Here is a 25,550-nt window from a genome sequence, read left to right as displayed (position 1 = left end):
ATGCAACTCCTCATTATCTTATACGCTACACTCAGATAGACAAACTACTATATGCATGCTGCTATAGGCATGCTATATAAGCTATTTTAACCCAATGCCACATTTTACACAATGGCATAAAAATATCACCTTTATCCATTTGTATGAATAAAGGTGATATCCCGTTAAAAGCAACGTCTGTAATCAGCCCGTTACACAATTTCATTCTTAGAGCATTCCCTCAAGAGTCTCTCTGATAGCCTTGATGAAGTTCTCACTGTTGAGGACTGTTGGGTTCTCAAGTGTTGTGATGAGAGCCAGATCCTTTGTCATCTTGCCATCTTCTATGGTCTTGATGGTTGCAGCCTCAAGCTTGTCTGCAAAATCCTGAAGCGCCTGGATTCCATCAAGCTCTCCACGCTTTCTGAGTGCTCCTGACCATGCAAAGATAGTTGCAACTGAGTTGGTTGATGTCTCCTCACCGGCAAGGTGCTTGTAGTAATGTCTCATAACTGTTCCGTGTGCTGCCTCGTACTCATACTTTCCATCAGGGGATACGAGAACTGATGTCATCATGGCAAGTGAACCAAATGCTGATGAGATCATATCACTCATTACATCTCCATCATAATTCTTACATGCCCAGATGTAACCGCCTTCACTCTTCATAACACGGGCAACCGCATCATCTATAAGTGTGTAGAAGTACTCAATACCTGCTGCATCGAACTGCTCCTTGTACTCTGCATCAAATATCTCCTGGAAGATATCCTTGAATGTATGGTCATACTTCTTTGATATGGTATCCTTTGTGGCAAACCACAATGTCTGCTTGGTATCAAGCGCATACTTGAAACAGCTTCTTGCAAAGCTCTCAATAGACTTGTCCACGTTGTGCTGTCCCTGAAGAACACCAGGGCCATCAAACTTATGTATAGTCTCCTTTATAACCTGTCCGTCATCGCCTGTGAATACAAGCTCTGCAGTTCCAGGACCTGGAACATCGATCTCTACGCTCTTGTATACATCACCATATGCATGTCTTGCGATGGTGATAGGCTTCTTCCAGTTCTTAACACATGGCTCGATTCCCTTTACTACGATAGGTGCTCTGAACACTGTACCATCAAGGATTGCTCTGATAGTTCCGTTAGGACTCTTCCACATCTCCTTGAGATTGTACTCCTTAACTCTTGCAGCATTAGGTGTGATGGTTGCACACTTTACAGCTACGCCATACTTCTGTGTTGCGTATGCTGAGTCAAATGTTACCTTGTCATCTGTCTCATTTCTATGTACAAGTCCAAGGTCATAGTACTCTGACTTGAGATCGATAAATGGATAAATAAGCTCATCCTTTATATACTGCCAGAGAATTCTGGTCATCTCATCTCCATCCATCTCTACAAGTGGTGTGGTCATCTGAATCTTTTCCATGTTTATGTCCTCCATTTTTATATTTCTTTTTTGAATTTTATTTTTGAATGTTTTTATAGTTCTTTGAATTTTCTAAGTTATGTTATATACCCACTGCCGATTATAAACCATAAGGGGCTATATTTCTAGTTTTTTTGAATCATGCCTGCCATTTATTAATATTATTTAGCCCCATATGCTGACATGCAAATGACTTTTTATCTCCAATACACGATCCGCAGCTTGTCATCACAAACAGATATGGACTTTGTTCATACACATTATACTTTATCATATATCATACATATCCATATATGCCTCTGACGGATACTTCACCTGATATTATATCGCGCACAGCTCCATCAGCACCCCTGACAAGAAGTCCGCCATCCGGGGAAAGTCCCAAGGCTGTATACTCAGTTTTCTGATCTCCCTCTATGACATATACCTGCTTATCCTTGTTCACAAGATAACTGTTGTACTCATCAACAAGAAATCCCAGATCTTTATTTTTTACAAACTCATCATATAGTTTTTCAAACTCATTTGACACCTGCGCTATGAACCATGACCTGTCACATCCCCTGCCGTTCTCTAGAAGAATTGATGTCGCCTTGTCCGCAATGTCCTCCGGGAAACTCTGGTTATATACATTTATACCAATTCCCACGACAACATAACTAATATCAGTTCCCTCTGAACTCATCTCTGTAAGTATTCCGACAAGCTTCTTTCCATCTGAAAGTACGTCGTTGGGCCACTTTATCTGAGGCTTGACACCATCCACTTTGCCGAATGCTCTTGCAAGTGCAACCGCCGACACCAGAGTTATCCTGGATACGCACGAGATATCTATATCCGGTTTTAGCAGATACGACATGGATATCGTTGTTCCCTTATCTGAATTCCAGCTATGTCCCCTCCGGCCTTTTCCTGCCGTCTGCTCATTTGCAACAAACAATGCGCCGTGTACAGGATCCGTCTCACCAACTATCTTAGCGCGGGTGTTTGTTGAATCAGTTTCATCATAGTAGTAGAGTTTTCTTGCAAATGTCTTCGTGTTGAGGTGCCTCGATATATTTTCCTCAGACATGACATCAGGAACGCTAACCAACCTATAGCCTTTATTATTAACTCCTTCTATGACATATCCATCATTTTTCAGAGCCTGTATATTTTTCCACACTGCGGTTCTTGACACACCCAGCAGCTCACATAATTCCTGTCCTGATACAAAACCATCCGTACTCTGGAGTTTTTCAAGAATTTTCTTTTTCATCTGTTCTTACCTTCTCTCTGAAAATATTGTACACTGATTCACATTTTGCCTTCGCCCCGGCAAACGGCACTACATAACTCTCCTTCCCCCTGTCGAACTTAAAAATATAATACTTCATCTCGGGATCTGGTTCTATCATTGTATAACCCGTCACTGCTTCGTATGGTATGATCTTACTTCCACCCTTTTGAAGTATCGTTATCCTGTCCTGTCCAAACAAATATGTAGCATCATATGCTGCACTCCTGAATGACGCCCTTACAATATAAAACCCATATGCCATGGCTGCTATAGAAACCGCCGCCTTCAAAAACCTGTAGTGACCTCCCATGGCCCACCACATACACGCGATTCCAATCAGTATAAATACTATTCCCACAATACGATAGGCAGCCCTGGTATTCTTTCTCTTGATAACCTTCTGTCTGATTATTCCATCAATCTGGGACTCCTGCTCCTCTCGTCTCGCCCGCTCAAGCTCATCCACTAGCTTTCCTGCCTGATTCACAAGAACTTTCTGCCTGTAAGATTTTGCTGTGCCACCGTTCATACTATTTATATTCCTGATTTCTTCTCTGCCCGTTTTATTATTCTTGCCAATCTTTTTATCGTTCTTTTTTTTATTATTTTTTTTATCGCTATCTCTGCTCATTCCATATCCCCCGCCAGGTCATTGTCGTTATCGATATTATCCCGGGTTGTATCCATGCGCTTTATGCACAATTATTTTCTCTTTTTTCATCACTTTTACGACTATACTTATATTAGTTCAGAGGCTAATATATATCAAGTTTTCAGCATTACAAAAGTGTTTACATTTTACCACGTTTAATCACCTTTTTTCCATATATAAAATCATTAAAAGGTGATTAACTAGCAAATACACGATATCGTGAAAACAAGCAATTTATGCACAAACAACTGGATTTTTGAGAGGTGAATCACATGAAGAATTTTATTGCGCGCATCAGTGGCACAAAAGACCTCACTGAAGGAAAGCCTTCAAAGCTTATATTGAACTTTGGTCTGCCCCTTCTCTTTGGTCTGATATTTCAGCAGTTTTATAATATGGTAGATTCTGTCATAGTCGGGCAGAAACTTGGAACGGACGCGCTGGCGGCGGTGGGTTCCACCGGAAGCATCAACTTCATGATACTCGGTTTCTGTATAGGAATCTGCAACGGTTTTGCAATCCCTGTTGCCCAGGCCTATGGAGCAAAGGATTTCAAGAATCTCAAAGCCTATATAATCAACAGCATATGGTCATCCGTTGCACTGGCTGCTGTTATAACTGTGACCGTAAGTATATTCACAATGCAGATACTCAAGGCTCTCAGAACACCTTCGAATATCATTGATGACGCATACATATACATATTTATAATATTTCTGGGCATTCCTGCAACATTTCTCTACAACCTGACTGCCGGAATACTGAGATCACTCGGAGACAGTATCACACCTGTCATATTCCTTGTGGGCTCATCACTTGTCAACATCATACTTGACCTTATACTTGTTGCTCCTATGGGCGTCGCCGGAGCTGCAGTTGCCACAGTAGCTTCACAGGCAGTGTCAGGAATCATATGTACGATATACATGACAAAGAAGCTTAAATACCTTGAATTCAGTAAAGAGGACTGGACATTCAGCATGCGCCACTGCCTGAAGCTCTGCGGTATGGGTCTGCCTATGGGACTGCAGTACAGCATAACAGCCATAGGCAGTGTCATTCTACAGACCGCAGTCAATGATATGGGTTCAACATATGTTGCAGCCGTATCAGCAGGAAGCAAAATCTCCATGTTCATGTGCTGTCCTTTCGATGCAATGGGCTCCACCATGGCAACGTACGGAGGTCAGAATGTTGGTGCCAGGCGTCTTGACCGTGTTGATCAGGGGCTTAAGGCGTGTATCAAGATGGGAATCATATATGCCCTCGTGGCTCTGGCTTTCTCCATCGTGTTCGGAAAGCAGCTTGCACTTCTCTTTGTAAAGAAGGAACAGATTGAGCTTATCGGCTACATATATGAATTCGTGGTTATCAACGCAGCATTCTACATATTCCTGGCTCTTGTGAATATCGTAAGATTCATGATACAGGGGCTTGGCTACTCGACTTTCGCCATACTTGCAGGAATATGTGAGATGATCGCCCGTTCTGTTGCCGGTTTCGTGCTGGTGCCACATTTCGGTTTCATCTGCGTATCACTAGGAAGTCCGCTTGCATGGGTATGTGCTGATCTCTTCCTGATACCTGCGTACCTGTGGGTTATGAAACAGCTGAGACGAAAATTTGGGGAAAATAAAATTAGCCGTGCCAAATCCGCAACGGCAACAATATAATGCTCACTTTATAAAACGACTTCAAAAATCGTTCCTCCAGACGGATTAGACTTAACTGCAATATTACCATCATGCACTATCACGATCTCACGTACAAGAGCAAGTCCAAGTCCTACGCCGCCAAGCTCACGGCTTCTGGATTTATCCACGCGAAAGAAAGGTTCAAACACGCGATCCTTCAGTTCTTCCGGGATACCATTTCCGGTATCCTCTACTGACAGGTAAACGTGTTTTTCCTTCTGACGCGCTGTCACTGTAACCCGTCCTCCTGCGTGATTGTATTTTATAGCATTCTCAACAAGATTGTATAACATCCTGTAAATAAGGATGTCACTTCCTATCATCGTTACATCCGTACATTCTCCAATAAGTTCTATATCCTTTTCCTGTGCAAGAGGTTCCAGATCCGCCAATACCTCATCAACAAGCGCGTCGACCATTATTTTATCATCCCGGCTCACAGTTTGAAGCTCACTCATATCAAGAAGTGTCTTTACCATTTTGCTGAGTCTCTCATTCTGTTCAGTGACCATCTTTATCGTCTGCAGAGTGACTTCATCATCTCCCGGATGCCGGGAAGAATTATATGAATCAAGCTGTATCTGCATTAAAGACAGTGGAGTTCTGAGCTCATGTGCTGCATTTGCAGTAAACTGTCTCTGTATCTCAAATGCATCCGAGAGGCGTTCAAGCATCTTGTTATATGAAACGCTGAGCTGGTTCAGTTCTTTAACATTGTTTTCTTCTATTCGTGAATCCGCCAGATTCTGTGCCTGTACCTCTTCAATTTTATCAGAAAACTCACTGATAGGCTTTAGTGCATGCCCACTTATAAAATATGTAGCTACTCCGCCAAGCAGGGCCAGCAAGGCAGAAATTATCAGGCTGTTTTTCTTGTAATCTGCCTTATTATTGTACACCTTAACAGAAAAGTCATTTGCAAATTCATCCCACTTATCCTCCGGAATACTGATATATATTTCATCAGTACCGCTCCCATTATCATCTCCCTGGGCATCAACGGTTTCTTGCAGAGAATCAATATAATACACGCCATTTTTATAGACAAGCAAAGTAAGGCATCCACATATAAGCGCAATATATAATGTGATTATACAGGTAAGCCTCCACTGCAGCGACATTCTTTTCATCTGTCGGACTCCTCTCGTATTTTATATCCCTCTCCCACCTTGTTCAAAATCGGATCATATCCAAGCACTGCCTTAAGCTTTCTTCTCAGCGAAGACATATGTACTCTGATCGCTCCACTGAAGCTGTCAACCGAAGCATCCCAGACATGCTCCATCAATTCCTCCTGGCTTACCGGTCTGCCCAGATTAAGAAGCAGATATTCCAGGATTCCATTTTCTTTTCTTGTAAGGGGAACCTTTTCTCCTTTTGCGTATGCCTCACGTTTTATCGTGTCAAACTTTATCCCACCACTTTCCAGACATACATCCTTCTGTACAAATTTTCTTCTTGTAAGACTTCTGATACGCGCCTCAAGCTCCTGCAAATGAAATGGTTTTTCCATATAATCATTTGCACCTGCATCCAGCCCTTCAACCTTATCCGCAATTTGTCCCCTCGCAGATAATATGATAACCTTTGTCTCCTCATTTTGCTGTCTGAGTTCCTTTAAAATCTCCATTCCATCCATACCCGGCAGATTCAGATCCAGAACGATCAGGTCATATTCCTCTGACAGAATGCATTCAAGAGCCTCTTCTCCGTCATAACAGGTATCCACCTCATACCCGACATCATACAGGCTTTTCGCAACCATATCACATATCTGCTTCTCATCTTCAACTATCAATAATCTCAAAACTGTCACCTGTTTCTTAACAAAAATCCTTCTTAACAAAAATTTTACAACAGCTATTGTATAATATCCAAGTCAGCTGGTCAACAAACACAATCATGAAAGGAGCTGCAATAACTTGAAGTACAGGAAAATATCTCAGATCATTTTACTCATCACGGGTATGGCAATGATCAGCTATGGTGCAGTCAGAGGTGAAGCGGCTGCCGTGCTCAGCAAAGCAATAAAATTATGTCTGGAGTGTGTAGGAATTGGATAAGAACAAATCACTGTCAAAAAAAACAGCCAGAATACGCGGATGGATACAGGCAGCAGCCACGCTGCTTACCAATATTCACATCCCCAATTTATTTAAAGGCAAGATCTATCAGGGCAAAGCAAAAACAGTATGCGTACCAGGACTAAACTGTTACTCCTGTCCTGCTGCAACAGGAGCGTGTCCCATTGGTGCATTTCAGGCGGTCGTTGGATCATCCAAATTTAAATTTTCTTACTACATAACCGGTTTTTTCATTTTAATCGGTGTGATCCTCGGAAGATTTATATGTGGGTTTTTGTGTCCATTTGGATGGTTTCAGGATCTGCTTCACAAAATTCCCGGGAAAAAGTTTTCCACAGCCAGGCTGAAACCACTAAGATACCTGAAATATATAATCCTTATTGTTTTCGTTATACTTCTGCCGATGCTTGTAACGAACTCCATAGGAATGGGAGACCCGTTCTTCTGTAAGTATATTTGTCCACAAGGTGTTCTGGAGGGGGCTATACCACTTTCACTCGGAAATGCAGCTATACGCTCTGCACTTGGAAAGCTGTTTTCATTTAAATGCCTTATTTTAATTACAGTTGTCGTTCTGAGTATTCTGTTCTACAGACCCTTCTGTAAATGGATTTGTCCTCTCGGCGCAATCTACTCATTATTCAACAAGGTCAGCCTTATGAGTATCAAGGTTGAAAGCAGCAAATGTGTCGGATGCGGTAAGTGTTCAAAGGCATGCAAAATGGATGTAGATGTATGCAAAACACCAAATCATCCGGAATGCATACGATGCGGAGCATGTATGAAGGCATGTCCAAAAGATGCGATCCACTATCAGTTTATGGGAAAGCCATGTTCCCCAAAAGGACATAAGCAAGCTTCCAAAACCAACATGTAACAATCAACCACACTAATATTATTTAAAGGAGCAATTATTTATGAAAACAAAAAGAACATTAATATCTATTATCACTCTCTGTGCAGCATTATCTCTCACGGCATGTAACGGATCAGGATCTGCCACAACTGAGAGTTCACAAAAAACCCAGACAGAAGCCACCACTGAAGCTGCGGACAATTCCAACACGAAACTGGATGATTTATATCAGCAGGAGAACCAGATCTTTTCAGATCACCAGGAAGTATGGAACAAGGTATTTGGCATGATGAATAAAAGCAGCGCTGATCCAAACGGAGATTATGCCGATTATCTGGCCGGCACCGTTGAATCAAACAAGGAATCCTTTACAGATGATGAACTGAAAACACTTAACGATGATATTGAAACCATCAGACAGATTGAAAAGCAGATAGATGAAATCGAAAATAAAAACGCAGGATCAGAGAGCACCGACCAGAACGACAGTTCCGAAGAAATCACACCTTTCAAGAGTTTCTCCGGCAAGGATTTGGATGGTAATTCTGTTGACGAAAGCCTGTTTTCCAATAATGCAGTAACTGTCGTTAATTTCTGGTTTACCGGCTGCAAGCCTTGTGTCGCAGAATTATCCAAGCTTAATGAATTAAACGATGCCATCAAATCGATGGGAGGCGAGGTAGTAGGTATCAACACAGAGACATTTGACGGAAACGAAGATGCTATCAAGGAAGCCGCAGCCATTCTTGACAGCCAGGGTGCAAAATACCGCAATATCTCCATTGACTCTGATTCAAGTATAGGCAAGTATGCCTCCGACATCATGGCATTTCCTACAACCATACTAGTCGACAGAAATGGCAATATTGTCGGAGAACCTATGCTTGGAGGAATCGACAATCAGGACAACTATGACTCTCTTATGAAACAGATCAAGTCAGTGATCGACGCTGATAACAAGGATAAATAATTATAGTTGACTTTAAATTGAATATACTAATGAAAGGACAAGAAGCCTTTCTGCTTTTCAAAAAAGGTCATCTGGTTTTCAAGAAACCAGATGACCTTTTCCCGTGCAATAAAATTCTATTTATTCTCCCATGCTCAATTCCTGTAAAATCGGATTCTCCTGCGCATCATACTCGTATTTTACTCCATCCGAAAAGACAAGATTAAATTTTTTGTTTTCATCGGACGTAAAATACCCCAGCAACACAAGTGCATCCTCTGAACCCGCAAAACGAATCGTTAAATCATTCCAGTTCGTCCGTTCAACAAGAATGTCTTCGCATTTCAAGCCCTCGCAAAAGATAATCTCATTGATTCCACTGTTATCGCTGATACTGTCCGTCCCATACCCAATGCCAAAATAGTATGTGTCATTACCTGCTCCGCCTTCCAAATAATCATTTCCGGCTTCTCCAAGCAGGCAGTCATTTCCATTTCCGCCTAAAATCCTATCATCACCAGTACCACCATAAAGTACATCTGTACCATCCGAACCATTTAACGTATCCGCGCCGTCCAAACCATAGTATGTCATACGTCCGCCATCAAATCCCAACATATAATCACTTCCGGCAGTTCCATACAATGTCCTGCATGGACTTCCAAAATCTGTAATTCCAAATACGGAGCCGTCACAAATCACCTTATACTGGCGGTTGGCATCCGAAACAAAGAAGTTTTCTATGATGAGCTTATCAGCTCCTGAATCACTCAAACCGGCTTCACCACTTCCATCCAGAATCATCGTCAAATTATTCCAGTTTGTTCTATAAGCTTTTATATCTGAAATTCCGTAGCCTGTTATTTCTATGATATTTTCACCCTGTGCATCCGAAATCGTGTCCATACCATATCCTTTCTGATAGATATATACATCCGCTCCGGCACCGCCGTATAGCATATCCGTTCCCTTTCCGCCATCCAGATAATCATCGCCGCCGTTTCCGGCAATTCTATTATTTCCGTCGCCTCCAATAAGATTATCCGAAGCTTCGCTGCCGTTTAACTGATCGTCGCCGTTTTCCGCAACAATGGTCGTTCCATCAGTATATATACTGGTATGGTATTCTGTTCCTTCCCAGTCATTGATTGTGCGCAGTACGCCGCCGGAAGCAGTTGCATATTCTACAAGACCATCCTCAAATATCAGCCGGAACCCACGAGCATCCTCATTGATGCAATAATTCTTAATCACAATAGATGTTTCTGTGCCTTCAAATACAATAAGCAAATCATTCCAATCTAACCGATATGCTTTTATCTTCGTAGATTCCAACCCATCTGCACACACGATTGTATTCTTCCCCTCGGTGTCCTTGATTGTTACCGTTCCGCAGGAAGGAGATATATAGTATGTGTCATCATCTGCTCCGCCATCTATAAAGTCATTCCCGCTTTGTGAAATCACAACATCATTGCCTGCTCCGCCACTTACATAATCATTGCCTGCTCCGCCGCTTATGATGTCATCTCCATTTTCTCCAAAGATCTGATCATCTCCATCCATGCCATAGACCACATCTGCATCGTCTCCTGCCAATATCCGGTCTACATCTCTATCACCAAATATATAATCTACATTGCTTCCGCCGACGATATAATCATACTCTGCCCCTGCAAAAATAAAATTTTTACTGTTTTCTGCAAAGACTGCGTCTGAGTTTTCCGTACCGGAAATAATGTTTACATTGTCTGAAACGTCACTTTTATCTGATGCCTGAGCAGAGGAATCCATCGCATCATCTGATGCATCCGCATCCGTTGGCGTTGCTATCTGCGGTATCTCCTCTGTTACATCAGGTGAAGAATCCGTTTCACCGTCAATCTGCGGCAGCTCCGCAGCATCCGTTTTTGTCAGAATATCTGAGACATCAACTTCATCTTCCCCAACATAAACAATGAAACGTTCTGGATTGTCGGAATATCCGGTAACCACAAGACGATCCGCTGTACCCGAAATCAAAAAGAATAAATCATCTCCAACTTTCATCGCCGTCAAATCGTTCAAATGAATTCCTTCGCCAAACTGAATCGTCGAAGTGCCGGAGTTATCCTCTATAACGTCCACGCCATCGCCTTTATCAAATATGTATGTATCATCGCCTTCTTCTCCAAACATATAATCATTTCCTTTGTTTCCACAGAGGATGTCCGCACCTGCACCGCCGAATAAAATATTATCGCCATCTCCAGCCTTGATCTGATCTTTTCCATCTCCGCCATAGATTGTATCAGCGCCGTCTCCCGCTTCTATCTGATCGTCTCCTGCATTTCCATAAATGATATCCTTTTCTGCACTTCCGATAATCGTATCATTCCCCGCATACCCATACATATAACTATTTTCTACTACTGCCTTTAATGAATCTTCCGTTTCGGTTCCATAGATATAATGAAACGGACTGTCTTCATCCAAGCAGTGTATTTTTTTATCACGGAATATCAATGTATAGTCTGTATACGCTTCATCTTTACAGAAATTTTTCAGCGTCAACGTATCATTCGTTCCCTGAATGCGAATCTCTGCGTCATATTCATTTACTCCATTCACTCGTATATCCTTGCTTGATACACCCGTAAACCGTATCGTGTTGCTTCCGCCATAGTCAACAATTATATCCTGACCATATCCGGTAGAAAATACATATTCATCGTCTCCATCTTCAGAAGTATCTCCGATGTTTCCACCATAGAGTATATCATTTCCGGATCCTCCATCCAGACAATCATCACCGGAGCCTCCGGAAAGAATATCATTTCCGGCATTTCCGTATAATTTATCTGAACCATCTTCTCCATATATACGGTCCGAACCGCTTCCACCACTCAACTGGTCGTCCCCTGCTTTTCCAAATATATATGAATTCTGATTTGTACCGCTATAACGATCCGCTTTCTCCGTTCCAATATATACATATCCGGTTTTTGCCAGTTCAATCACCTCTGCATAATGAGTCGATATTGCAGAAAAATGCTCACTCCATGCAGAAAGCATCTCCGATTGATGCATCTCATCATACCATGCCAGATACAGACAGAAGTCATACAAAATAGAATCAACATCCTCGCCATCTGAAATCTTTTCATCAATGAGTGCAACCGGAAGATTCAGCAAAAGATTGTCTTTCCCGTCTTCATCCTGATATTCTACAACACTATACCAGTATCCGCCCAAGCTGGAATTCAGGTTGAGCATGTTATAATATCCATCCTCTATCGTACCATAAATATCTTTTAAAATAGCCGCTGCATTGACATTTGGACAAGTGCCGTCAACACCTTCAAATCCTCGTCCCATACATTCTTCAATTACCTTTAAATCTCTGGCGTCGATATTACCGCCTCTGCTGTTTGCTTCAATATCGGAAGCACCTGCAAGGAAATACAAAATTTCTTTTATGCAGCACCTTTTTTCTGCTATATCATTGGATTCTACAAATGTATACACCAATTTTGCCAATTCGCCGGTTTCATCCTCCGCCAGCGCCTGATAAATATTCGGAATATTTCCTGTTGTTTTGATATCTCCATGTGTCGTATCTGATGTTTTCACCGGGAACCAGAATTCACTTGCTTCCGTTGTCTTTCCATTTTCCAGCACAACCTCCGACGTCTCCGCTATCAATGTTCCGGTCGTCTCATCCAACACGCTTGTTTCCTTATGTTCCAGTCCAATCGATGTGATTCCCGTTTCTTCCAATGAATAAAGCTCAGTCATTTCTGAAACACCGTTATGATTCTTATCAATCCAGATTAAAAGCTGCCCATAAACATCATCCTCTTTATCTATTACCTTATCACCATTGATATCATATTCTGCAAGTGCCTCAAAACCAGAAGACGACAATGCTCCGCTTGACAGCGTTACCTGATCGCCAAACAACTCTCCGCCATTGTCAATCTTACCATTCTTATTTCTGTCAAGTGCTATAAATCAGTCCTCGTTGCCAATCCATGCCGTCTTTTCTGCAAAGCCGTTGTTGTCGAGGTCAAACTTCACGCCGTCAGCAAGCGTGGACAGCTCGATGCCATCTGTTCCCAAATCTACCACCAGCGGATCTCTTGGCGGCTGAGCGTTTCCAGCCTGGTCATATTCATCCGCCAAATCCTGCAGACTGTCTGTAATGTCGTTTAATGCGTCTTCATCTCCATTTTGAATTGCATCGCTAACGTCTTCCGCCATATCCTCGCCACAATATATCTCCACCGCGGTCATAAAATCGTCTTGGGCATTTTGTAGTTCTTGAGCGTACGCATTTGTTTTCGGTACCAATACAACACCCGCTGTCGTCACAGTACCCACCCCTGCCACTTTTAATACTTTTGGCAGATTTGCTGCTACCGTTGTCTTAAATGACTCGCAGGCAGCAATAATAGCCTCGGATACCGAATTCCATGTATTCGGATTTCTGTTTATTGCCACATTTGCCGCCTGAAGCGTCGTAGCAGTTGCTACGAGCGTTAAATACACATATGGATCGATTGCAACCAAACCTTCACCACTTGGTTTGTCAGTCTGATCATTGTTTCCATAGTCCTGAGTGTCAGTATATGATTCTGTTTTATTCTTTGACGGCACACTAACTGTCACCGGCGAAGGCTCCGGCTCTGGTTCTTTCTTTTTTTCGTATCTTTTGAATTTATATAAGATCAAACCATTATTTTGAACGGTATAGGTAACGACGTAAGATACTGTATCACTTATCGAAAATGTACAGCTACTACTCGAAATGATGGATGTGTTACCGGTAAAATGGGTTGCCTTAGTCTTATCAACAGTACCGTTTTTTATATAATCTGAGGCTTTTGTACAATTCGCCGAGAAAACATAATTTTTTAGTTGTGCTTCTCCCGACGACTTCTTTGGGTCAACGGAATAGGAATAAGGCTTTACTTCCCATACATGAGTCTTTTCGTTTTCCTCTATAGCAATATCTGCTCTTCCTGTCTTGCCAGTTTTTTTCCGTTTTTATCTACAAATTCTATACTATACTCTGATTTTATCGATTCTGATGTACTTACTTTTGTTTTATATTTTGTAACTATATCTTTCTGCACCTCTATGTGAAATTTATTCCACGCCAAACGGTCTACATAAATTGCCGTTCTCCAATCCCCTGCCCGCACGCTGGCTTCTGCGGTCGAATCGGCAAACGCTTCCGCTGATGCCTCGCCCATACTTGAAATCTCATCTGTCAAAGATGCAAGAATCGTCTCTCCTGAATTTCCACTTTCTGCGAAAGCTACGCTGCAGTTCGTCGGTAACACTGTCAATAACATTGATATTGACAGCACTACAGCAATAATCCTTCTTGTCATTTGTTTTAATTTCATATGCTTACTCCCTTTTTCCCTTAGTTTTTTACACTTCGACTCCCATCGCACGTATTGCATTTAAATTTTTTTCTGCGCGCTCTGCCTTTAACCGCGAAACTTCTTTTTGGGTTGCTTCATCTTCAAAAAATTTCCCATATCTTTCAATATTGTCACGAAACCGCCTTTCATACCAAGTCAATTCCCGCTCTCCTTCTTCTTCCGTAATTTTATTATCTAGAATGTCTTGCTTTAATTCCATTTTTATCTCTTGATAATCACTTTGCACTTTCACTCTATAGGATTCTTTATTCGGATACTTTGCCGGCAAAATAAACACATCTCCATTACATTCCGTTCTTCTATTAATTTCTAACTCATCAAAGCCATATAACTCCAAATAATCTACGCATGTCTTTAAATCCACCACCTTGTCAAACGCCGGAATTATATAATGCTCTATGCCTGTCATGGCAAACGCAATCTGTTCCCTAAGAGATGCTTCATCTCCCTTTTTGATGATATAGTCAACTCCCGGCTGTTCATTCTCATACACTGGTATGCCATTGCATTTCGCCTTAACATACATATCCAGATGCGTAGTATTTATCCAGTCCATGCTGGCATACACAGACCGGTTCAGATTAATCTCCGGGCGGTATATACTGCCAACCGCACAGTATACTTCAAACCGTTTTTCCTCCAACTGCGGCGACAACGCCTGCTCCAGCCGATAGTTGATGACTTGAATAATCTCAGGAGTTGCCATCCTCACAAAGTGCGGATACCTCCCCTTTACTTTCTTGAAGCCATGCGGCTCCAGCGTTTCCTTAAACGCCGCTTTAAGACTCTTGTCCACTTCCAATGTTCCCATTTCTCTTTCTCGCACACAACAGATGTACGATACCCCCTTTTCGTTAAATTTAATGTAACTGTTCAGAGCCAACCTTCTTTTTACCCTCGTTTTTTACACTTCGATTCCCATCGCACGTATTGCATTTATATTTTTTTCTGCACGCTCTGCCTTTAATCGTACAAGTTCTTTTTTAGTTTCTTCATCTGTAAAAAATTTTTCGTATCGCTCTATTGTATCATCAGCTCTTTTTTTACAGCGCAGCATTTTTATTTCTCCATCCGCTCTCAACATTTTACCTTCATCAATATCATGAAACACTCTTTCCTTTATTGCTTCATACTTATTCAGCACATTCTCCTTGTAGCTTTCTTGATTAGGATATTTGGCTGGTAAAATTAAAGCTTCCTCGCTATTTTCAAACTGATACCTGTTCCATACTGTTAAGCACATAGAATCATATAACTCTAGATAATCTACGCATGTCTTTAAATCCACCACCTTGTCAAATGCCGGAATTACATAATGCTCAATTCCTGTCATGGCAAACGCAATCTGTTCCCTAAGAGATGCTTCATCTCCCTTTTTGATGATATAATCAACCCCCGGCTGTTCATTCTCATACACCGTTATTTCATTGCATTTTGCCTTCATGTACATATGAGGCATCGTAGTATGTATCCAGTCCATACTGGCATACACAGACCGGTTCAGATTGATTTCCGGGCGGTATATACTGCCGACCGCACAGTATACTTCAAACCGTTTTTCCTCCAACTGCGGCGACAGAGCCTGCTCCAGCCGATAGTTAATTACTTGAATAATCTCGGGAGTTGCCATCCTCACAAAGTGCGGATACCTCCCCTTTACTTTCTTGAACCCATGCGGTTCCAGCGTTTCCTTAAACGCCGCTTTAAGACTCTTGTCCACTTCCAATGTTCCCATTTCTCTTTCTCGCACACAACAGATGTACGATACCCCCTTTACGTTAATTGAACAATATAACTCTGACTATGAAAGTATTTTCAGTGGCTTCAAACTGTATCTCGCCATTATTTTGATTCACAACATCCTGTACTCTCTGTAAACCCATGCCATGATTATACGAATCATCTTTGGTGGTAAGGAAATGTCTCCCTGATTTACGCAGTTGACCATATACTGATAATCGGCACAATTATCAGAGCCACACTCGGCACTATCTGCTGCTCATTCCGGCTCTGCATTATCCTTCTCAGAAGACACATAAACACAATCTCCATGCTGTAATTATTCAGTCTATGCCGAATATACTGTCCTATATCTACGCCGCTGGTCGTAATCAAATCAATATCCAAGAATAATAAATCAATCGCATTCCCATCAGCCCCTATAGTTAAACAAAGCATTTACATTTTAGATTGTATCACCCATACCATCTTAAATCCAATGCTTTGTAGTAGGCTGCTAATCAGAACCGCCGCCATCATCTCCACTTTCAGATAAGCTCCGAGTATCACACCCGGAAGATGTATTCCTCAATGATTGCCGGTACTATTGCAAAACAGACATTCCTTTGCACCAAACCGATCATTCGCCAATTGTTTTATCAACCGGCCACGACTTTCTGAGAGCCATATAAGAGATCAGGAAGTTTGCAAGCCATCCCGCCGGCACCGCAAGCCAGACAAATTCGATACCAAAACGGGGCGCACAAATCAGGGCAACTGACAGACGGATCGCTAAGTTGACCATATTTGCAATGAGAAATGGGCGCATGATCCCAAGTCCTCGAAGAACCCCATCGGTTGCCATCTTGATTCCCATGAAAATGAAAAAGTAGCCAAGCCATCTCATATAACCCCCAGACACCTGATATGCCAAAGCGGTTCCATCTTTGCCAAGGAATAAAGATGAAATCTGAGTATGCAGTGTTTCAATGACTATAAATGCGATGATCGCAAAGCACATATCCAACACCAGCGCAGCCCGATATCCTTTTTTGATACGTTTGATTTTCTTTGCACCAAGATTCTGAGAAACATATGGTGAAACTGCATTTCCAATGGATACAAATATCAGTGAAAAAACATTCTCTACCCTCATCGTTGCTGAGTAACCTGCAAGCGCCTGTGTGCCGAATGGATTTACAACTGCCTGAACGATCATCATACCAATCGACACTGTGGACTGCTGAAGAACCGATGGTACGGCAATTCTAAGCATGGAATGTAACTCGTGCCTGTCAAACCAATCAAAACGGCCTTTATATTGACGCATCCGCCAAAGAAAAATCAACAGTGAAAACACTGCGGATATTCCCTGAGCAATGAGAGTTGCAAGGGCTGCACCGAAAACGCCAAGGCCGAGGCCTGCCACCATCCAAAGATCCATAACAATATTCAAGACAGAAGAAAATATCAAAAGGCCCAACGGTATCTTTGATTCACCGATTGAATTGAACATTGTTGAAAGAATATTATACATAAACAAAAATGGAAATCCGGCAAAATAAACACGAAGATACAGCACCGCTTCATCCAGTATGTCAGCAGGTGTCTGAAGCAGCGTCATCATCGAACGTGAAAAGATAAGACCAAATACACCCAAAAGTATGCTTAGGATCATAAAACTTATCAGCGATGTTGATACTATTGTTTTCATTTTACTATAATCCCTGGCTCCAAAATAGCGGCTCACAAGCACGCCCGCACCTACGCCGGCACCGAGTGCCACACAAATGAATACATTTGTAAGAGCGGCACATGCGCCAACAGCCGCAAGTGCAGATGATCCGACATACTGGCCAACTATTATTGAATCAGCCATATTATACACTTGTTGAAAAAAGCTGCCCAAGATCATAGGCATTGCAAAAACTGTCAGCGCTTTAAGCGGTGCATCTGTGATCAAATACTCATCTTTTGACATTTTGTTATTCCTCCAAACTGAATATTAATCCACTTGTCCTTATTTACAACAACAAAAGGAACACTCCCTAATAATCTCTTACTGGAAAGTGTCCCTGTTATTTTTCTGTTATTTGATTTCCCTGTGAATCAGGTCAAATTACTTTGCGTTTCTGTAGATGATATCGTTTCTTCCCGGACCGTTTGAGATCATGGTGATTGGGAATCCGATATGCTCTTCAACGAACTCAATGTACTTTCTGCAGTTCTCTGGGAGATCCTCGTACTTCTTGATTCCTCTGATATCTGTCTTCCAGCCTGGAAGTGTCTCATATACAGGCTTTGCTTTCTTGAGTTTTGATGTTGTTGGGAAGTCTGTTGTAACCTCACCGTTGATATCGTAGCCTACACATACCGGGATCTCATCGAGATATCCAAGTACATCAAGTACTGTAAATGCAACGTCTGTTGTTCCCTGGATACGGCAACCATACTTTGATGCCACACAGTCGAACCAACCCATTCTTCTAGGTCTTCCTGTTGTTGCACCAAACTCACCGCCATCACCGCCGCGGCGTCTGAGCTCATCTGCCTCGTCGCCAAATATCTCACTTACAAACTCGCCTGCTCCTACTGCGCTTGAGTATGCCTTACATACAGTGATGATCTGCTTGATCTCGTATGGAGGTATACCTGCACCGATGGCACCGTAAGCTGCCAGAGTTGATGATGATGTAACCATAGGGTAGATTCCGTGATCCGGATCCTTCAGTGAACCAAGCTGACCCTCAAGAAGGATGTTCTTGCCCTCCTTGATCGCCTCATAGAGGTATGCTGATACGTCACATACATAAGGAGCAACCATCTCCTTATACTCCATGAGTGTGTTGAATATATCATCAACCTTTAAGAGTGGCTTGTGATACAGGTTCTCAAGAAGAACGTTCTTCTGTACTATAACTCTCTCGATCTTCTCCTTCAGTGCTTCCTCATCAAAGAGCTCGCTTACCTGGAAACCGATCTTTGCATATTTATCTGAATAGAATGGAGCGATTCCTGACTTTGTTGATCCGAATGACTTACCTGCAAGTCTCTCCTCCTCGTATTCGTCGAAGAGAATGTGGTATGGCATAACCATCTGTGCTCTGTCAGATACAAGGATCTTAGGCATTGGTACATTTCTGTCTGTGATGGACTTTATCTCCTTGAAAAGAAGAGGGATGTTAAGTGCAACACCATTTCCAATGATACTTGTTGTGTGACTGTAGAACACTCCTGATGGAAGTGTATGTAAAGCAAATTTACCATAGTCATTGACAATTGTGTGACCTGCGTTGGCACCACCCTGGAATCTTACGATTATGTCTGACTCCTGGCCTAACATGTCTGTGATCTTACCTTTTCCTTCGTCGCCCCAATTGGCTCCTACAACCGCTCTTACCATAATACTTTTCCTCGCTTTCGCAGCATTTTGAAATATTTTCTGATATCCGTATTGTGGCTGTTCAAATGTTTCTGCCTATACATAATATTTATAAGCAAATCACTCACAATACCTTCTCATTATAACACTATAATGTCATAAGTAAAATCAATATTATTTATATTTATTATAAGTGTATCTTATATTTATCTTTACATTTTGCGGAAACCAACATAAACTGTACATATGATTGTTTTTGTCCACACCTGATGTATTTTTACTTATTTATCACATGTTAAATTTGCACTCAAACTAGCATGTATCTGCCAATCTCAACCGAATCTGGAGGAAATTATAAATGAACATAAATTTCGAATATTACAAGATCTTCTACCACGTCGCCAAAGCATCCAGCATATCCGCCGCTGCCAGGGAGCTGTGTATATCCCAGCCAGCCGTAAGTCAGGCGGTCAAAGCTCTGGAGCAGGCGATCGGCATAGAACTGTTCATCCGAACAAAGAAGGGCGTTTCACTGACAAATGCCGGAGAGATCCTCTACTCCCACGTTGCAGCGGGATACGAATCCATCTCCCTGGGTGAACAGCAGCTCTCACAGCTCCTCCACATGGAGACCGGTGAGATAAGTATAGGTGCAAGCGATATGACACTGCAGTTCTATCTCCTGCCATATCTGGAGCATTTCCACCAGCTATATCCGGGGATCAAGGTTCATGTCACAAATGCTCCGACTCCCAGCACGATAAATCATCTGCTATCAGGCAACATAGACTTCGGTATCGTCACCAGTCCTCTTCCTGCAGATCCTCACATGGAGATCAGGCAGGCAAGGGAGATCGAGGACATCTTCATCGCCGGACCAAGGTTCTCATATCTTCAGGGCAAAACTCTGGATTACCACGAGCTTGACGAACTTCCGATCATTTGTCTGGAACACGACACAAGCACACGCGCATATGTCGACACATTCCTGAGCCATGAAGGCGTGACTCTGCAGCCCGAATTCGAGCTGTCGACCAGCGATATGATCGCCCAGTTCGTCATGAGAAATCTCGGCATCGGCTCCATCATGGCAGACTTCGCCCAGAGCTATATAGACCGCGGCAACCTGTTCCGCCTGCAATTTAAAAAGCCCATACCAAAGCGTCACATGTGTATCATCAGTGACAGGCGCCGTGGTATGAGCGTTGCTGCAAATAAACTTATGGAGTTGTTGTAGAAATCATCCCCACACCCATATATCATAGCAAAATAGAGCATGTTCGTCCATTTGAACACGCCCTATTCTTATCACATATTTCTATAATCCGGAATCAGTTCATCACACAGCCCTGTCTCTTTAAGCAGTTCTCTTGATGAGTCACCGTAGATTCCCACTATATATCCGGCTCCGGCTGCCGCCGCTGCCCGGATTCCCGACGGTCCATCCTCTATGACCATGGTTTCTTCCGGCACTGCTCCGATGCGTTCCATGGCTCGGATGTACATATCAGGGGCCGGCTTAGCATTCATGGTTCCATCGTCGTATGCGCACAGCGTTATGTCAAACCATCTGCCAAGACCAAATTTTTTAAAATAGAATGCGAGATTTGTCATATTTGACCCTGTGGCTATGTTCATATTTATCCCCTGTTCCTTAAGTTTGTCAAGGTGTGCCACTAGGCCGTCCACCAGCTTGAAGTTTGCAGTATCTTCCATGTACATCTCTCTGTACATAGCCTCTTTCTCCTCGGTAAGTTCAAGTATCCTCTCCTCGGTTAGCGTACCCTTTCCCATGAGGTATTCCAGAATATCCTTGTTCGTGTGCCCCAGCACATGATGCTGAAACTCCTCCGTGCTCATCTGTCTGCCAGCAAGCTTCTCCGCATAATCCTTCCAGGCTATCTCATGATACTTTCCGTCAAATATCATTGTACCGTTCATGTCAAATATAATGTTCTTTATCTTATTATTCATACTTGTCTCCTATATCTACCGAATGCAAAACATCACTTATCCTCACTAAGCAAATGCTTGTATGTTCCGTCTATTCCTATCGCTCCAAGCGGCGCAGTCACCACGATCGCCAGCACGGCAACCGACAATACTATATTACCACATGCCAGCCCTGCCGCAAGCGGAACTGATCCGATGGCTGCCTGAACTGTAGCCTTTGGAAGATACGCGATGACACAGAACAGCCTTTCCTTCCATGTAAGTGATGTATGTGCCACGCAGATCAGAACACCAACCGTTCTAAATGCCAGTGCGACAAATATCATAAGGAGCGCCGGAAGTCCTGCTGCCAGGGTGTATCTGATATCCACAGCCGCACCCACAAGCACGAACAATATGACCTCCGCCGCAAGCCATAGCTTTCCAAATTTCTGTGAGAGTCTTCCCGACACCGACTCTGGACATTTGAGTTTCAGGACACATGCCATAGCCACCACCGCAAGGAGTCCCGACACAGACACCTTTCCCTCAAGCCAGCCCTCTATCGCTATAAGCAGGAACGAAAATCCCAGCACGATGATGACCTTCATGCTGTTTCTCACGCAGTGTTTCCTTGCATAGGAAGTCTCAAAGAACAGATAGAGTCCATATCCAACGGCCACGCCAAGCAGTACTCCAAGCACGATGGATATTGGAATGTTCACGAAATCCATGACATGAGCACTTCCGCCCTGCGCCATGCTGAGAAATGTGGTAAAAAGCACTATGACAAATATATCGTCGCAGGACGCCCCCGCAAGAATCATCTGCGGAATCGCCTTGTCAGTTCCGTACTTTTTCTCTATGAGATTCACCATTCTCGGAACAACGACCGCCGGTGATACCGCGCCTAGCACCGCGCCCATGACAGCTGCCTCTGTGCGGTTTATTCCAAGTATAACAGGTGCGCACAGTATATATCCGATAATCTCGAATGACGCCGGGACAAATGAGAGCAGCACAGCCGAGCGTCCCGACTTCTTCAGATCCTTAATGTCAAGGGACAGTCCTGCCTTGACAAGTATGATGATAAGCGCTATCTTTCTGAGATCAGCAGATATGGACAATATAGACGGATCAAAGAGATCCAGCACATACGGACCAAGAACGATTCCCGTCGCCAGCATTCCTATGATGCGCGGCAGCTTAAGCCTCTGACAGATGGCGCCCATCGCCAGTCCGACTATGAAAATGAGTGCAAGTGATGTCAACATGATAGACAATACCTCCTTAATTTAGCAGATGTATCAAAGCATTTTCTTATTATGAAAAAAAAGCTTACACCAGTCAGTATCAATACTAACATACCATCAATACAGCCGTCGAAGCATATCACCTTGCACAGGTTCTCTCATTCTCCCTGCCCTCGTAGTCAAACAGCCCGTCATTTTTCTCCTCCAACGCCTTTATCATATGATACGCAAATTCATTGTAAGGCATCGGTATTCCAAGCTCTCTTCCCATTCTTACTAGTGCACCCGAGAACATATCTATCTCTGTATGCCTTCCAGAATCAAGATCCTGAAGTGTCGAATATCTCGCTGAAGGTGGAACCGCACTTCCGTGCACCGATGGCCCTTCGGCAAGTGAAAGGTCTATCCCCTTCGCCGTAGCCACCGCCTCAAGTTCAGACTTGAGTGCATCGCTTATGATCCTCATGTGTTCACTGTCCCTGTAACAGCCCACTCCCGCACCAAGGATAGCCTGTGGCAGATTGTTGCACACGTTGAGTCTGAATTTGCTCCACAGATCAACCATGATATGATCCGATATCGTGTAGTGAAGTCCTGTTCCATCAAACAGCCTGACGCTCGCCTTCGGCTATAACTCCAAGCTCTATGTCATCTCTTTCTGAGAGTCCCCATATCATATAAGAGCCTACAGCTCCGGCTCCTAAGATAGCAACTTTCTTTATATCCATATGTAAAATCCTTCTTTCATGTACTCATAAACATTATTATAAAAACCGGACAGAAATCCTGTCAACTTTCAAAATCTTATCACCTGCCAGAATCAGTCACGCCATGCTGCAAATATTAATTTTAATTCAAACTACTCCAGTAGTATTGACATTTTATTAGCTGAAAAGTATTATAAAGGCATAATACTACTGCAGTAGTTTGTGAAGGAGAACACATATGGATATAAAACTTTTTGATTCAGAACTTAAGGTGATGGGAGTCCTCTGGGACGAGGGCGACACAACTGCCAAACATATCTCCGATGTCCTGAAAGAAGAAATTGGCTGGAACATGAACACTACATATACGTTGATCAAGAGGTGCATCAAAAAAGGAGCAATTGAACGCTCTGAGCCTAATTTCATGTGCCACGCCATAATACCAAAGGAGGAGGTACAGGAGGCCGAGACAACTGAACTTATCAATAAGGTCTACGACGGATCTGCCGACAAACTATTTGCTGCTCTTCTCGGCAGAAAGAAGCTTTCCCCTGAGGAGATCGCAAAGCTAAAACAGATCGTCAACGATTTGGAGTGAGGTGATGAATATGAGCTTACTGCAAATGAGCGTTGCCGGGGCTGTCATGATCATGGTGATCACAGTCATTCGCGCTCTGGCAATTAACCGATTGCCTAAAAAGACATTCCTGATACTGTGGGGAATCACGATCATCAGGCTGCTAATACCATTTTCATGTCCATCTAAGTTTAGCATCTATTCTCTGCTGGGAAAGAAAACAGTCTCTGACATAAATGAAACACCGGCTGTCAGATTCATGCCGATCAATACGCAAGGGCCTGTCTCCACCCAGGCACCTCAATCTCAGATTCCTGCTCTCACGATTTCAGCGTGGGATATCATCTGGGTGGCAGGACTTGTTCTCTGCGCGGTATTTTTTATCTCGGCATATATCAGATGCTACAGGGAATTTCAGACATCATTACCAGTTGAAAATGCATTTGCACGCAGATGGCTGGAGACTCACAATTTAAAACGCAAGCTGTCCATACGACAGTCAGATCTGATCTCGGCACCGCTTACATTTGGCGTGTGGCATCCAGTGATTCTTATGCCCAAGAAAACTGACTGGGAAAATGAAGATACCCTGTGTTACGTATTGGGACATGAATTTATACATATTAGAAGATTTGACACAGTTACCAAGTTTTTGCTGATCACCACGTTCTGCATACACTGGTTTAACCCTCTGGTATGGATTATGTACTTTCTCGCCAACAGAGACATAGAGCTATCCTGCGACGAGGCTGTGATTCACCATTTCGGAGGCACAAGCAGGGCGTCCTACGCAAAGGCTCTGATCAGTATGGAGGAGACAAAGGGCGGTTTTATGCCACTCTGCAACCACTTTAGCAGAAACGCAATCGAAGAAAGGATAACAGCAATTATGAAAACAAAAAAGACGACTATCATATCATTCGCTGTAGCGATGGTCTTAGTCACCGGAACAGTGACAGTATTTGCAACATCGGCCAAGGGCGATGAATCCAGTACGGTCACCGAAGCTACAGATACTACCAATACCACTTTTTCAGACACGGTTGATACGGAGACAATAATGTCCTATATAAATCCGGATGACGGCAAGACATATTACAGCTTTGATAATGGAAAGACATTTGAAGCCATGACCGACGCCGAGTTTGAAGAAAAGTTCCCAACTCCTGATATTGAGTGGTGGACATACGACGAGTATAAGGCATGGCTTGAGAACGAAAAAGTCGAGCTCAAAAGTATCATCGGTAGTTCATATATATCCGGTGGCAAAAAATATGTGTGGACACAGGATAGAGTAAATGAGACGATCGCCATGTACGAGGGCATTCTGGAGGATATCAAGAACGGAGCCAAATACTCCAAATCCATAGACGGGCAAGATGACGAGATGGTCAGCTACACTCCGGCTGACATAGCTCGGACAAAAGAATCTCTTTCATCCATCGAACGCACTATGACGGACTGCCAGGATGAGGTCAGCGAATCCGTGGCTCAGACAAATGAATCACTTAAGTCCATTGAGCGCACTATGACGGACTGCCAGGATGAGGTCAGCGAGTCCCAAGCTACAGCCAATTAAACTACCAAGAGTGTCAGTCCAGATCTGAATACCATC

At 43.0% G+C, this 25,550-nt stretch carries 24 protein-coding genes; 7 read left to right on the top strand and 17 right to left on the bottom strand.

Features of this window, described 5'->3' with window-relative positions:
* Positions 1–207 precede the first annotated feature (207 nt).
* The 3 genes from DW025_RS12835 to DW025_RS12825 form a co-directional block, all read right to left on the bottom strand.
* Positions 208–1,416: an NADP-dependent isocitrate dehydrogenase gene (locus tag DW025_RS12835; protein WP_015533231.1), complete on the bottom strand. Its 1,209-nt coding sequence runs from the start codon at positions 1,414–1,416 to the stop codon at positions 208–210.
* 277 nt (positions 1,417–1,693) lie between these two features.
* Complete coding sequence (locus DW025_RS12830; protein WP_120000188.1) at positions 1,694–2,674, bottom strand: biotin--[acetyl-CoA-carboxylase] ligase; 981 nt, start codon at positions 2,672–2,674, stop codon at positions 1,694–1,696.
* Entirely contained in the window at positions 2,655–3,326 is a 672-nt protein-coding gene (locus tag DW025_RS12825) for a hypothetical protein (protein ID WP_118649284.1), read from the bottom strand. The genes DW025_RS12830 and DW025_RS12825 overlap by 20 nt, the downstream gene beginning before the upstream one ends.
* A gap of 293 nt (positions 3,327–3,619) precedes the next feature.
* On the opposite strand from DW025_RS12825, the gene DW025_RS12820 reads away from it, so the two are divergent.
* Positions 3,620–5,020 carry an MATE family efflux transporter gene (locus tag DW025_RS12820; protein ID WP_120000186.1) on the top strand — a complete coding sequence of 467 codons (1,401 nt, stop codon included), beginning with the start codon at positions 3,620–3,622 and terminating at the stop codon, positions 5,018–5,020.
* An 8-nt stretch (positions 5,021–5,028) separates the two neighbouring features.
* On the opposite strand, the gene DW025_RS12815 is transcribed toward DW025_RS12820, so the two are convergent.
* Together DW025_RS12815 and DW025_RS12810 are read right to left on the bottom strand one after the other, a co-directional pair.
* Complete coding sequence (locus DW025_RS12815; RefSeq protein ID WP_120000184.1) at positions 5,029–6,171, bottom strand: HAMP domain-containing sensor histidine kinase; 1,143 nt, start codon at positions 6,169–6,171, stop codon at positions 5,029–5,031.
* Positions 6,168–6,806 (bottom strand): response regulator transcription factor, encoded by a 639-nt coding sequence (locus DW025_RS12810; RefSeq protein ID WP_243104994.1) that lies wholly within the window; start codon positions 6,804–6,806, stop codon positions 6,168–6,170. Before DW025_RS12810 ends, DW025_RS12815 begins: the two co-directional genes overlap by 4 nt.
* Before the next feature lie 157 nt (positions 6,807–6,963).
* Here DW025_RS12810 and DW025_RS12805 point away from each other — a divergent pair, with 157 nt between their 5' ends.
* From DW025_RS12805 to DW025_RS12795, 3 genes are read left to right on the top strand one after another with little or no spacing between them, the layout of a single operon-like run.
* The gene (locus DW025_RS12805) at positions 6,964–7,104 is read left to right on the top strand and encodes a CD1871A family CXXC motif-containing protein (RefSeq protein ID WP_243003495.1); all 141 of its coding nucleotides are present in this window, start codon (positions 6,964–6,966) and stop codon (positions 7,102–7,104) included.
* Positions 7,097–8,002 (top strand): 4Fe-4S binding protein, encoded by a 906-nt coding sequence (locus DW025_RS12800; protein ID WP_120000181.1) that lies wholly within the window; start codon positions 7,097–7,099, stop codon positions 8,000–8,002. The genes DW025_RS12805 and DW025_RS12800 overlap by 8 nt, the downstream gene beginning before the upstream one ends.
* Positions 8,003–8,042: 40 nt before the next feature.
* A complete protein-coding gene (locus DW025_RS12795) occupies positions 8,043–8,951 on the top strand; it encodes a TlpA disulfide reductase family protein (protein WP_120000180.1) in 909 nt (302 codons plus the stop codon).
* 120 nt (positions 8,952–9,071) lie between these two features.
* On the opposite strand, the gene DW025_RS12790 is transcribed toward DW025_RS12795, so the two are convergent.
* The 8 genes from DW025_RS12790 to DW025_RS12750 all read right to left on the bottom strand — a co-directional run bounded on the left by DW025_RS12790 (position 9,072) and on the right by DW025_RS12750 (position 19,487).
* Positions 9,072–12,872 carry a calcium-binding protein gene (locus tag DW025_RS12790; protein WP_120000178.1) on the bottom strand — a complete coding sequence of 1,267 codons (3,801 nt, stop codon included), beginning with the start codon at positions 12,870–12,872 and terminating at the stop codon, positions 9,072–9,074.
* Positions 12,873–12,923: 51 nt separating this feature from the next.
* The gene (locus DW025_RS12785) at positions 12,924–13,580 is read right to left on the bottom strand and encodes a hypothetical protein (protein WP_120000176.1); all 657 of its coding nucleotides are present in this window, start codon (positions 13,578–13,580) and stop codon (positions 12,924–12,926) included.
* A 332-nt stretch (positions 13,581–13,912) separates the two neighbouring features.
* Positions 13,913–14,323 carry a hypothetical protein gene (locus tag DW025_RS12780; protein WP_117548596.1) on the bottom strand — a complete coding sequence of 137 codons (411 nt, stop codon included), beginning with the start codon at positions 14,321–14,323 and terminating at the stop codon, positions 13,913–13,915.
* Positions 14,324–14,351: 28 nt separating this feature from the next.
* Positions 14,352–15,176: a hypothetical protein gene (locus tag DW025_RS12775; RefSeq protein ID WP_117548595.1), complete on the bottom strand. Its 825-nt coding sequence runs from the start codon at positions 15,174–15,176 to the stop codon at positions 14,352–14,354.
* A 93-nt stretch (positions 15,177–15,269) separates the two neighbouring features.
* The gene (locus DW025_RS12770; RefSeq protein ID WP_120000174.1) at positions 15,270–16,100 is read right to left on the bottom strand and encodes a hypothetical protein; all 831 of its coding nucleotides are present in this window, start codon (positions 16,098–16,100) and stop codon (positions 15,270–15,272) included.
* A gap of 43 nt (positions 16,101–16,143) precedes the next feature.
* Positions 16,144–16,332 carry a GHKL domain-containing protein gene (locus DW025_RS15575; protein ID WP_120000172.1) on the bottom strand — a complete coding sequence of 63 codons (189 nt, stop codon included), beginning with the start codon at positions 16,330–16,332 and terminating at the stop codon, positions 16,144–16,146.
* 392 nt (positions 16,333–16,724) lie between these two features.
* A complete protein-coding gene (locus DW025_RS12755; protein WP_120000170.1) occupies positions 16,725–18,065 on the bottom strand; it encodes an MATE family efflux transporter in 1,341 nt (446 codons plus the stop codon).
* A 138-nt stretch (positions 18,066–18,203) separates the two neighbouring features.
* Positions 18,204–19,487 carry an adenylosuccinate synthase gene (locus DW025_RS12750; RefSeq protein ID WP_120000168.1) on the bottom strand — a complete coding sequence of 428 codons (1,284 nt, stop codon included), beginning with the start codon at positions 19,485–19,487 and terminating at the stop codon, positions 18,204–18,206.
* 337 nt (positions 19,488–19,824) lie between these two features.
* Here DW025_RS12750 and DW025_RS12745 point away from each other — a divergent pair, with 337 nt between their 5' ends.
* A complete protein-coding gene (locus tag DW025_RS12745) occupies positions 19,825–20,703 on the top strand; it encodes a LysR family transcriptional regulator (protein WP_120000166.1) in 879 nt (292 codons plus the stop codon).
* Between the two features lie 71 nt (positions 20,704–20,774).
* Here the strand turns inward: DW025_RS12745 and DW025_RS12740 are convergent, their stop codons facing one another.
* The 4 genes from DW025_RS12740 to DW025_RS15570 form a co-directional block, all read right to left on the bottom strand.
* Positions 20,775–21,440, bottom strand: a complete 666-nt coding sequence (locus DW025_RS12740; protein ID WP_120000165.1) for an HAD family hydrolase — start codon at positions 21,438–21,440, stop codon at positions 20,775–20,777.
* A gap of 32 nt (positions 21,441–21,472) precedes the next feature.
* Entirely contained in the window at positions 21,473–22,672 is a 1,200-nt protein-coding gene (locus tag DW025_RS12735; RefSeq protein ID WP_120000163.1) for a cation:proton antiporter, read from the bottom strand.
* A gap of 118 nt (positions 22,673–22,790) precedes the next feature.
* Entirely contained in the window at positions 22,791–23,216 is a 426-nt protein-coding gene (locus DW025_RS12730) for a ketopantoate reductase family protein (protein ID WP_330410573.1), read from the bottom strand.
* 37 nt (positions 23,217–23,253) lie between these two features.
* Entirely contained in the window at positions 23,254–23,379 is a 126-nt protein-coding gene (locus DW025_RS15570; protein ID WP_015533248.1) for a hypothetical protein, read from the bottom strand.
* 217 nt (positions 23,380–23,596) lie between these two features.
* Here DW025_RS15570 and DW025_RS12725 point away from each other — a divergent pair, with 217 nt between their 5' ends.
* Entirely contained in the window at positions 23,597–23,956 is a 360-nt protein-coding gene (locus tag DW025_RS12725) for a BlaI/MecI/CopY family transcriptional regulator (protein WP_015533249.1), read from the top strand.
* A 4-nt stretch (positions 23,957–23,960) separates the two neighbouring features.
* Complete coding sequence (locus DW025_RS12720) at positions 23,961–25,514, top strand: M56 family metallopeptidase (RefSeq protein ID WP_120000161.1); 1,554 nt, start codon at positions 23,961–23,963, stop codon at positions 25,512–25,514.
* Positions 25,515–25,550: the final 36 nt, after the last annotated feature.

Source organism: Coprococcus sp. AF38-1 (assembly GCF_003603945.1).
Taxonomy (GTDB): Bacteria; Bacillota; Clostridia; order Lachnospirales; family Lachnospiraceae; genus Coprococcus; species Coprococcus aceti.
Note: the sequence above shows the minus strand (reverse complement) of the source record. Positions and strands in the feature narration are given on the sequence as shown.